The sequence below is a fragment of the Mesorhizobium sp. M7A.F.Ca.CA.003.01.2.1 genome (assembly GCF_003998945.1).
GTDB classification, from domain to species: Bacteria; Pseudomonadota; Alphaproteobacteria; order Rhizobiales; family Rhizobiaceae; genus Mesorhizobium; species Mesorhizobium ciceri.
Genome location: NZ_RZRA01000073.1, coordinates 1 through 10,023, shown reverse-complemented (window position 1 = coordinate 10,023; position 10,023 = coordinate 1). Strand labels below are relative to the sequence as shown.

At 63.6% G+C, this 10,023-nt stretch carries 10 protein-coding genes and 1 pseudogene; 7 read left to right on the top strand and 4 right to left on the bottom strand.

The genetic code is table 11. The features are described from left to right. From EN969_RS05435 to pcaD, 3 genes and pseudogenes are all read right to left on the bottom strand, one after another. Positions 1-159 (bottom strand): annotated as a pseudogene (locus tag EN969_RS05435) (protocatechuate 3,4-dioxygenase subunit beta); the annotation flags it as partial. Next, on the bottom strand, positions 149-556 hold the full coding sequence (pcaC, locus tag EN969_RS05430) for a 4-carboxymuconolactone decarboxylase (RefSeq protein ID WP_013532963.1): 408 nt from the start codon (positions 554-556) through the stop codon (positions 149-151). The gene pcaC and the pseudogene EN969_RS05435, both read right to left, overlap by 11 nt. Next, the gene (gene pcaD, locus EN969_RS05425) at positions 549-1,358 is read right to left on the bottom strand and encodes a 3-oxoadipate enol-lactonase (protein ID WP_063167581.1); all 810 of its coding nucleotides are present in this window, start codon (positions 1,356-1,358) and stop codon (positions 549-551) included. Before pcaD ends, pcaC begins: the two co-directional genes overlap by 8 nt. A 93-nt stretch (positions 1,359-1,451) precedes the next feature. Between pcaD and pcaQ the strand changes: the two genes are divergently transcribed. After that, a complete protein-coding gene (gene pcaQ, locus EN969_RS05420) occupies positions 1,452-2,369 on the top strand; it encodes a pca operon transcription factor PcaQ (RefSeq protein ID WP_063167580.1) in 918 nt (305 codons plus the stop codon). 18 nt (positions 2,370-2,387) lie between these two features. Here the strand turns inward: pcaQ and EN969_RS05415 are convergent, their stop codons facing one another. Further along, positions 2,388-3,317, bottom strand: a complete 930-nt coding sequence (locus tag EN969_RS05415) for an aldose 1-epimerase (RefSeq protein WP_063167579.1) — start codon at positions 3,315-3,317, stop codon at positions 2,388-2,390. 109 nt (positions 3,318-3,426) lie between these two features. On the opposite strand from EN969_RS05415, the gene EN969_RS05410 reads away from it, so the two are divergent. The 6 genes from EN969_RS05410 (at position 3,427) to EN969_RS05385 (ending at position 9,971) form a co-directional block, all read left to right on the top strand. After that, positions 3,427-4,170: a FadR/GntR family transcriptional regulator gene (locus EN969_RS05410; protein WP_082826662.1), complete on the top strand. Its 744-nt coding sequence runs from the start codon at positions 3,427-3,429 to the stop codon at positions 4,168-4,170. Then, complete coding sequence (locus EN969_RS05405; protein WP_063167577.1) at positions 4,167-5,894, top strand: IlvD/Edd family dehydratase; 1,728 nt, start codon at positions 4,167-4,169, stop codon at positions 5,892-5,894. The genes EN969_RS05410 and EN969_RS05405 overlap by 4 nt, the downstream gene beginning before the upstream one ends. Before the next feature lie 11 nt (positions 5,895-5,905). Next, entirely contained in the window at positions 5,906-6,682 is a 777-nt protein-coding gene (locus tag EN969_RS05400; protein WP_063167576.1) for an SDR family oxidoreductase, read from the top strand. Positions 6,683-6,714: 32 nt separating this feature from the next. Then, complete coding sequence (gene araD1, locus EN969_RS05395) at positions 6,715-7,713, top strand: AraD1 family protein (protein ID WP_063167575.1); 999 nt, start codon at positions 6,715-6,717, stop codon at positions 7,711-7,713. 52 nt (positions 7,714-7,765) lie between these two features. Beyond that, the gene (locus tag EN969_RS05390; RefSeq protein ID WP_063167574.1) at positions 7,766-8,791 is read left to right on the top strand and encodes an ABC transporter substrate-binding protein; all 1,026 of its coding nucleotides are present in this window, start codon (positions 7,766-7,768) and stop codon (positions 8,789-8,791) included. Positions 8,792-8,867: 76 nt separating this feature from the next. Beyond that, positions 8,868-9,971, top strand: a complete 1,104-nt coding sequence (locus EN969_RS05385; RefSeq protein ID WP_063167573.1) for an ABC transporter ATP-binding protein — start codon at positions 8,868-8,870, stop codon at positions 9,969-9,971. Positions 9,972-10,023: the final 52 nt, after the last annotated feature.

Sequence of the window (10,023 nt, the reverse complement as noted above, 5' to 3'; positions counted from 1 at the left end):
CTCCGACAGCGTGTTGTCGAACGGCAGCGGCGCCTTCTGCGGCGAGCGCAGCACGGAGGTCTTGTAATTCGGTGTCAGAACAGGTGGATGCCAGGTCCGGTCGCGCTGGAAGAAGGCGCCGGTCTCGGGCCTTCGGTTCGAGCCGGACTCAGCGGTCATTCTGGCTTCCGTCCATTTCCGAAAACACGTCCTTGGCAATTCTGAAGGCACGGTTGGCGGCCGGCACGCCGGCATAGATGGCGACATGCAGGAACGCCTCGCAGATATCGTCGCGCGAGGCACCGGTGTTGACGGTGGCGCGCACATGCATAGCAACCTCCTCATCATGGCCGAGTGCGGCCAGCAGCGCCAGCGTGACGATCGAACGCTCACGCCTGGTCAAGCCCGGCCGCGCCCACACGGTTCCCCAGGCGGCCTCGGTGATCAACTCCTGGAAAGGCTGGTCGAAATCGGTGGCGGCGACCTCGGCGCGGTCGACATGGCGGTCACCAAGCACCGAGCGCCGCACCGCGAGGCCGGTGCGATATCTGGTTGCGTTGCCGGGGACTTCATCCATGGGTTTCTGCTCCAGGGGCAAGCGACGCGATAAAGCCGCGGATCAGGGCGGTGAGCGCTTCAGGCTGTTCGACGCAAGGAATGTGTCCAGCGTCGCGGATGATTTCGAAGCGCGCGCCGGGGATCAGCGCGGCCAGCGAGCGGACGAGATCGGGAGGTGTCGAGCCATCCTGGTCGCCGGCGACGCAGAGCGTCGGCACCGCGATGCGGCGTGCAGCATCGGTGAAATCGGCATCGCGAACGGCCGCGCAAGTCCCTACGTAACCTGCAAGCGCTTGCCTCGTCATCATGTTCCAGTAACCGTCGAGCTCGGCCTGACGCGCCGCGTGGAAGGCGGGGGTGAACCACACTTTGAGCACGCCATCGGCAATCGCCTGGATGCCCTTGCTTTCGACGGTCGCGATGCGTGTGTTCCAGCTGTCTGTCGTGCCGATCTTGTGTGCCGTATCGCAAAGGATCAGGCCTTCGACGATTTCAGGCCGCCTGGCATAGAGCCCCTGCGCGATCATGCCGCCGACCGACAGGCCGCACAGCACGACCTTGCTCAAGCCGAAATGATCGATGAGCGCCGAGAGGTCATCGACGTGATCGTCGATCGACCTGATGTCGCCGATGTCGGACAGTCCGTGGCCGCGCTTGTCATACACCAGCAGCGGCATTTCACCATCGAACGTCGAGACAATTTCGTCCCAGATCCGGAAGTCGGTGCCGAGCGAATTGATGAATATGATTGGGCGCGCATTGCCGGTCGCCTTGATGTGGCGATGGTGCAGCGTGATGCCGCCGATGGTGACGAATGGCACGGTTTCGATCCTCCGCCCTCACATTGCACAAGGCGTTTGGTTCGGTAAAATGATATTTTTTGGCGTTTCATTAACTCAGGGGTTATCGAATCCATGTCCGAGAGCCGCATTCGGTTCCGTCACCTGCAGGCATTCCTGGAAGTTGCGCGGCAGGGGAGCGTGGCGCGAGCGGCTGACTTGCTGCATGTCAGCCCGCCGGCCGTGACCAAGACATTGCGCGAACTGGAAGAGGCGCTGGGGGTTGCGGTGGTGGAGCGCGACGGCCGCGGCATCCGACTGACGCGCATCGGCGAGATCTTCCTTCGCCACGCCGCCATGGCGATCACGGCGCTCAAGCAAGGCGTCGATTCCGTCCGCCAGGACGGAGCGGTCAACCGGCACCCGATCCGCATCGGCGCGCTGCCGACGGTGTCGGCGCGGGTGATGCCGCTTGCCATGAGCCTGTTCCTCAAAGAGAGCACCGGTGCGGCGATCAAGATCGTCACCGGCGAGAACGCGGTGCTGCTCGAACAGTTGCGCACCGGCGCGCTCGATCTCGTCGTCGGACGGTTGGCGGCGCCGGAGAACATGACCGGCTTCTTCTTCGAGCATCTCTACTCCGAACAGGTGCTGTTCGTGGTGCGGGCGCGACATCCGCTGCTTGAGCCCGGACAGGACGTGTTCGCGCGGCTCGACGAGTTCCCGGCGCTGATGCCGACACGGGAATCGGTCATCCGCCCTTTCGTCGACCGCCTGTTCATCACCAGCGGCATGACGGCGCCGGCAACCGAGATCGAAACCGTCTCGGACTCCTTCGGCCGCGCCTTCCTGCGGCAGAGCGATGCGGTTTGGATCATTTCGGCCGGTGTCGTCGCCAATGAACTCGGCAGTGGCGCCTTCGTCGCCCTGCCGGTCAACACCGAGGAAACCAAGGGACCGGTCGGCCTGACGATGCGGACCGACACGGCGCCCTCGCCGGCCTTCTCCATCCTGTTGCAGACCATCCGCGAAGCGGCGAGGCAAAGCAGTTGATGCGGCTCAGACTGGCGATCAGATCTCCCGCGAAGGCGTGAAGCGAACGCTTGCGGACCGCATGTGCCCGGGCGCCAGTACGATACAGCCGGCCTCGATGCCCGTGTCAGCCCTGCGGTTGAAGGCATCGGTGATGTTGCTGACCGGTTCGGCGCAAAAGAACGGCTCGCCGGGCGGCGTGTAGAGGACAAGGAAATCGAGTGGCGCCTCGGCCTCGATGTCCAGTTGCCGTCCATGCTCCGGCCAGGAGATCCGGGCGCGGCGCGACCATCCGGTGAAGACCGTGTCGAAGTCCGTCTCCGACACGTCGAAGCCCGTGGTCGGGTTGGAGCCTGCAGGCGGCAGGACGTGCCGGGTGGGCAGGATTTCCGCGTCGGTCTCCCACATGCCGGACACCCGCGCCTGGACATGCGTCCACGGTGTCGATGGGAAATAGGGATGCAGGCCGAGCCCGGCCGGCATCGGCGCGTCCGACAGGTTGCGCAGCGAGATGGCGGTGATCAGGCTGCCATTGACCAGCGAGATCTCTTGCCTTGCCTCATAGCTCCACGGCCAGGAATCGGCGGCATGGCGATAGGATAGGACAGTGGCGCTGGCTTCGTGCCGCACGACGGTCCATGGCCGACGCCAGCCATGGCCATGCTCATGATGTGGATCGTCCGGGCTGGTCGGCAGTTCGACGGTGCGGCCTGCGAATGCGAAGCGGCCGTGCCTTATGCGATTGGAATAGGGAACCAGCGGGAAGCAGGCCATGGCGCCGGCATCGCGGCCGTCGATCGCCGCCTGATCCGCAGGGCGCAGCCAATCCACGACGGATCCGTTTTGCCGCCAGCGATACGACGCCAGCGCGCCGCCGGCGGCCGGCGCGATCTCCACGGTCGCAATGCCGTCGCTGATCGAGATCAGCCCTTGGTGCTGCTCGGCAACGGCAGCGGAATTCTTTGTCATCGGCACTCCCCCATCCCTTGACTCCAATCGCAATGCCGATAAGACATATCATATGAATAGTATGAAGAATAACAAATCTTTCAGTATGGCGCGTACGTCGAGAGTCGCGGTGGCGGTTTCCAGCGGCTCCACCGCTCTGCATGCGACCGTCGTCGAGCAAATCGGATTGCGCATCGTTCAAGGCGATTTCCTGCCCGGCGAGGCACTGCCCAATGCCGACGATTCAAGCGAGATGCTGGGGGTCAGCCGCACGGTGCTGCGCGAGGCGATCAAGGTGTTGGCGGGCAAGGGGCTGGTCGAATCGCGGCCGAAGACCGGCACAAGGGTGCGTCCTCGTGCCGACTGGAATTTCCTCGACCCGGACGTCCTGTCATGGCGCTATGCCAGCGGTGTCAGCGCCGACGATGTCCGGGCGCTGTTCGAATTGCGCAGGGCCATCGAGCCGATGTCGGCAGCGCTTGCGGCCCAGCGCGCCACGCCATCGCAGATCGCCGAGATCAATGCAGCTCTGGTCGAAATGGAGGCGGTGGTCGACGACGGCGACCGCTTCGCCAAGCCTGACCTTTTGTTCCACCAGACCATACTGCGCATGACCGGCAATGAGCTGATCGGCTCGCTGGCGGCACTGGTCGAAACCGCATTGGTGACGAGCTTTCGTCTTTCCAACGACAATCCGGAAGGGCAGCGCCCCTCATTGCCGCTGCACCGGGAAGTCGCCGAAAAGATCGCCGCCGGCGACGCGACCGGCGCACAAAAGGCGCTGCTGGTCCTCATCGACAATGCCGAGGAGGACGTGCGCCGCAGCGTCGAAAACCGCAACAAGCGCCGCCAGGAACGGGAACAGACATCGTGACCGACACCAAACGCAAACTGCGGTCCGAGGCCTGGTTCGGCGGTGAGGGCAAGAACGCCTTCATGCACCGCAGCTGGATGAAGAACCAGGGCATTCCCGCCGACGCTTTCGACGGCCGCCCGGTGATCGGCATCTGCAACACCTGGTCGGAATTGACCCCGTGCAATGCCCACCTGCGGGCGCTGGCGGACCACGTCAAGCGCGGCGTCTATGAAGCCGGCGGCCTGCCGCTCGAATTCCCGGTGATGTCGCTGGGCGAGAGCAACATGCGCCCCACCGCCATGCTGTTTCGCAATCTGGTCAGCATGGATGTCGAAGAGTCCATCCGCGGCAATCCGATCGATGGCGTCATCCTGCTGGTCGGTTGCGACAAGACCACACCGGCGCTGCTGATGGGGGCTGCGTCGTGCAACCTGCCGACCATCGCCGTTTCCGGCGGGCCGATGCTCAACGGCAAGTTCCGCGGACAGGATATCGGCTCGGGCACCCATGTCTGGAAATTCGCCGAGGAGGTTAAAGCCGGCCGCATGCCGGTTGCCGACTTTCTCGCCGCCGAGCAGGGCCAAAGCCGATCGGCGGGCAGCTGCATGACGATGGGCACAGCCTCGACCATGGCCAGCATGGTCGAAGCGCTCGGCATCGGCATGCCGGACAATGCCGCGATCCCGGCGGTGGATTCGCGCCGTGGCGTGCTCGCCCAGATGGCCGGACGCCAGATCGTCGATCTGGTGCGCAGGGACGTTAGGATCGCGGAGATCCTCACCAGGCAAGCGTTCGAGAACGCCATTCGCGTCAACGGCGCGATCGGTGGCTCGACCAATGCGGTGCTGCATCTGATCGCCATCGCCAACCGGATCGGTGTCGATCTCAGCCTCGAAGACTGGGACCGCCTAGGTCGTGACGTTCCAACTATTGTCGATTTGATGCCGTCGGGCCGGTTCCTGATGGAAGATTTCTACTACGCCGGGGGGCTAGCTGCGGTCATGGCGTCGCTTGATGAAGTGGGGCTTCTTCATCGCGACGCCATGACCGTCAGCGCCAAGACCATCGGTGAATTGATCGACGGCGCGCCGAACTACAACAGCGAGGTGATCCGGCCGCTGAGCCAGCCGCTGACCAAGGAAGGCGGCATTTCGATCCTGCGCGGCAATCTGGCGCCTGACGGCGCGGTCATCAAGCCGTCCGCGGCAACGCCCGAGCTGATGCAGCATCGCGGCAAGGCGGTGGTGTTCGAAAACATCGAGCATTACTACGCCCGCATCGACGATCCGGAGTTGGACATCGACGCCACCTCGGTGATGGTGCTGAAGAACTGCGGGCCGCGCGGTTATCCCGGAATGGCCGAGGTCGGCAACATGCCGCTGCCGGCCAAACTGCTCAAGCTAGGCATCTCCGACATGGTGCGCATTTCGGACGCGCGCATGAGCGGCACCGCCTACGGCACCGTGGTTCTGCATGTGGCGCCGGAAGCAGCCGCAGGCGGCGCGCTGGCGCTGGTGCGCGACGGCGACCTCATCGAGCTCGACGTCGCCGGCCGCCGGTTGGAACTTTTGGTGTCGGAAGAGGAGCTCGCCATCCGCCGGCGTGACTGGAAGCCGCCGGCGTCGCCGGAGGGCGGCTACCAGAGCCTTTATGTCGAGCGCGTGCTGCAGGCCGACAAGGGCTGCGATTTCGACTTTCTCGTCGGCCGGCGCGATGCCGGCATTCCTCGACATTCGCACTAGAGAGGCGCGCGATGACGGATGAAATCGGCTACGCGATCTATCCAAGCCTCAAGGGCCGCAGCGTCTTCATAACAGGCGGCGGCAGCGGCATCGGCGAAAGCCTGGTGCGCCATTTCTGCGCCCAGGGCAGCCGCGTCGCCTTCGTTGACATGGCCGAAGAACCATCCCAACGTCTGGTCGACGCGATTGCGGCCGACGGACATGCCGCGCCGCTGTTCATTCCATGCGACCTGCGCAACGTCGAAGAGTTGCAGGCGGCAACCGTGCAGGCAATGCAGCACAATGGCCCCATCCAAGCGCTGTGCAACAATGCCGGCAATGACGACCGCCACCAGACCAAGGATGTGACGGTTGCCTATTGGGACGACCGCATGGCGGTCAATCTGCGCCACCAGTTTTTCGCGGCGCAGGCAGTGCGTCCGCAGATGAGCGCGCAGGGCGGCGGCTCGATCATCAACTTCGGCTCCATCACCTGGATGGTCGGCGATCCGGATTGCCCAGCCTATGTCACCGCGAAAGCGGGTATTTACGGCATGACGCGGGCGCTGGCCCGCGAGCTTGGCCCTGAGCGCATCCGCGTCAACTGCATGGTGCCGGGCTGGGTGATGACAGAGCGCCAGATGCGCCTGTGGCTGGACCCGGCCGGCGAACGCCAGATCGCGGAAAGGCAGTGCCTGCCCGACCGGCTGCAACCCTCCGATATCGCGCGCATGGCGCTGTTCCTCGCCGCCGACGACAGCCGCATGTGCACGAGCCAGCAGTTCATCGTCGATGCGGGCTGGGTGTGATCCGTACGGTTTCAAAGGAAGAAGGTTAGTTCATGCGTCTTGTTCAGTTCAGAATGGCCGACGGCAGCAGACGGGTGGGCCGCGTCTGCGATGACGGCAATCATCTGCACCCGCTCGAAAAGACCAGCAGCGTGCTGGAACTGGCCGAAGCGGCAATTGCCCAGGGCACGTCGATCGCAGCGCTGGTCGAGAAGCGGACCGGCACGGCGAAAATCGACTACGACCAACTGTTGCGCGATGGGCAGGTGCTCGCTCCGGTCGACCATCCCGAACCGGCGCGCTTCCTGGTCACCGGCACCGGCCTCACCCACACCGGAAGTGCCGCCGCGCGCAACCAGATGCATGTTCTGACCCATGGCGAAGGTGCCGACGAATCCGATTCCTTGAAAATCTTCCGCATGGGGCTGGAGGGCGGCAAGCCTGGCTCCGGCAAGATCGGGATTCAGCCAGAGTGGTTCTTCAAGGGCGTCGGCACCTGCGTTGTCCCGCCCGGCGCACCGCTGCCGATGCCGGCATTCGCGAAAGCCGGTGCAGAGGAAGCCGAGATCGTCGGGCTTTATGTCAATGGACCCGATGGCCATCCCTATCGCATCGGCTATGCGCTCGGAAACGAATATTCCGACCACGTGACGGAGGGCGAGAACTACCTTTATCTCGCCCATTCCAAGCTGCGCTCCTGCTCGATTGGTCCGGAACTGCTGATCGGTGACCTGCCCGAAGAAGTGCGCGGCCATTCGCGCATCCTACGCAACGGCACTGTTATCTGGGAGCAGGAGTTCCTGTCGGGTGAAGCGCACATGTCGCACTCGATCGCCAATCTCGAACACTTCCATTTCCGCTACCCGATGCACCGCAGGGCGGGCGACCTGCACGCCTATTTCTTCGGCGCGGCGGTGATGAGCTACGCCTCCGGCGTCAAGACGGCTTCCGGCGACGAGTATGAAATCCAGGCACAGACGTTCGGCAAGCCACTGCGCAACCGGATGGTGTCGGTGCCGGACGAGGGACTGGTCGCTGTTACCCAGCTGTGACGGCGCAGGCCCGAAAATTACGGTCCACCAGAACGATAATGGGAGATTAAAAATGGGACTGAGGAAAGCGTTTTTAAGACTAGCGACAATCGGGCTCAGCATCGGCCTGATGACATCGGCGGCGCTCGCCGCGAACCTTCGGGTACTGGCCTGGGACGGCTACGCCGATGCCGACTGGGTCAAGGACTTCACCGCCGCGACCGGCATCGGCGTCGATGTCGTCTTCATCGGCAGCGACGACGAGATCTGGGCCAAGATCAAGGGCAGCGAGGGCCAGGACTTCGACGTCTTTGCTGTCAACACCGCCCAGTTGCAGCGCTACATCAAGGCTGACCTGGTGTCGCCGATCGACGTCACCAAGCTCGCCAACCAGAAAGACGTGCTGCCGCGCTTCCGCGACCTGACGGCGGTCAGCGGCGTGACCAAGGACGGCAAGGTCTACGGCATTCCGTTCTGCTTCGACTCCATCGGCCTGATCTACGACACCGACAAGATCAAGCCGGCGCCGACCTCGATGTCGGTTCTGTGGGACCCGGCCTACAAGGGCAAGGTGCTGGCGTATGATAATGGCGAGCACAATTTCTCGTTCACCGCACTGACGCTCGGCTACAAGGATCCGTTCAACCTCAATGAAGAGCAGATGGCTGCAGTCAAGGCCAAGCTGGTCGAACTCAAGCGCAACGTGCTCAGCTTCTACACCACCGCCGACGAGGCGCAGCAGATCTACCAAAACAATGATGTGGCCCTGATCTGGGCCAATTACGGCCAGCAGCAGGTCAAGGCGCTGCAGAAGATCGGCGCCCATGTCGCCTATGTCAATCCGAGCGAGGGCGCGCTTGCCTGGCTCGACAACTGGGTCATTTCCAAGGGTGTCCGTGATAATGCGGCAGCCGAGAAATGGATCGATTTCATGCTGAGCAAGAGGGTCGGCGGCGAGCTTTCCGAGCGCACCGGCTTCGGCAACACGGTGACGGAAACCGGCAGCGCCGGCGGCAACGACAAGCTGGTCTGGCTCAACAATGTCGAGGACCCGCTCAAGCGTTCGGACATGTGGAACGAGGTCAAGGCAACGCCCTGATCTTTGTGCCCTCTGCCTTCGAAGGACCCGGCGGTCCGGAGGTTCCGGACCGCCGAAGCGTATGCGAGAGTATTTCATGAACCAGAACACCGACCTCTTGACGCTGCGGTCCGTCTCGAAATCCTACGGCACGGTCCCCGTGCTGCACGACATCGACCTGTCGATCAAGGACGGTGAGTTCCTCACCGTTCTTGGACCATCCGGCTCCGGCAAGACCACGGTGCTGCGGCTGATCGGCGGGCTGGAACCCCTGACGTCGGGCGAGATACGCCTGGATGGGCAAGACATCAGCCGCATGCCGATCAACCGGCGGCCGTTCAACACCGTGTTTCAGGACTATGCGCTGTTCCCGCACCTGACCGTTTCCGGCAATGTCGGTTACGGGCTTTCGGTTCGCCATGTCCAGCGCAAGGAAATCGCGCGCCGAGTCGCGGAGGCGCTGGAACTGGTCCAGCTCGGGCGTTTCGCCGACCGCTTTCCGGCGCAGCTCTCCGGCGGTCAGCGCCAGCGCGTCGCACTCGCCCGTGCGCTGATCTGCCAGCCGCGCCTGATCCTGCTCGATGAGCCGCTCGCCGCACTCGACCTCGAACTGCGCCGGCAGATGCAGGTGTTCCTAAAGTCCATCCAGCGCGAAATCAGGACCACCTTCCTGTTCGTCACCCATGACCAGGAAGAAGCCATCGGCATGGCCGACCGGATCTGCGTCATGGAGGCCGGCCATATCCGCCAGCTCGGCACGCCGCACGACCTTTACTACAGACCGAATTGCGAATTCGTCGCGCGTTTCTTCGGCGAGAACAATCTGGTGGCCGGGAAACTCGGACCGGTCCAGGGCGAGCTGCGATCGATCGAGACGGCGCTCGGGCGCCTCATCTGTTCGATCAGCGACCAGCCGCATTTGAAAGCCGCAGCGGAAGGCGCCAGCGCTTACGCCGCGTTCCGTCCAGAAGCCTTGCACCTTGCGGATGCAAAGGACACCGACAACCGTTTTTCCGGCACGATCTCCGATCTGGCCTTTGCCGGCTCGTCGACCGTCGCCACCATCATGGCCGGCGCCGACAATGCCGCGCAGCGCTTGCGGCTGCGCGTGCCTAGCCGCGTCGACGGCAGCGCGCTCAAATCCGGCGAGGCTGTATCGCTTTCGTTTGCGCCGCATGAAGGCCATCTGGTGCTGGCATGAGCGAAGCCGGATCGACACTGCCTGCGGAAAGACGGCTGTCACTGCTGGTGAC

What these genes read in the sequence shown, in the direction of transcription:
- araD1 (WP_063167575.1), top strand. Translation starts at nt 6,715, where the DNA reads ATGCGTCTTGTTCAGTTCAGAATGGCCGACGGCAGCAGACGGGTGGGC.
- pcaC (WP_013532963.1), bottom strand. Translation starts at nt 556, where the DNA reads ATGGATGAAGTCCCCGGCAACGCAACCAGATATCGCACCGGCCTCGCG.
- pcaQ (WP_063167580.1), top strand. Translation starts at nt 1,452, where the DNA reads ATGTCCGAGAGCCGCATTCGGTTCCGTCACCTGCAGGCATTCCTGGAA.
- EN969_RS05400 (WP_063167576.1), top strand. Translation starts at nt 5,906, where the DNA reads ATGACGGATGAAATCGGCTACGCGATCTATCCAAGCCTCAAGGGCCGC.
- EN969_RS05390 (WP_063167574.1), top strand. Translation starts at nt 7,766, where the DNA reads ATGGGACTGAGGAAAGCGTTTTTAAGACTAGCGACAATCGGGCTCAGC.
- EN969_RS05385 (WP_063167573.1), top strand. Translation starts at nt 8,868, where the DNA reads ATGAACCAGAACACCGACCTCTTGACGCTGCGGTCCGTCTCGAAATCC.
- EN969_RS05415 (WP_063167579.1), bottom strand. Translation starts at nt 3,317, where the DNA reads ATGACAAAGAATTCCGCTGCCGTTGCCGAGCAGCACCAAGGGCTGATC.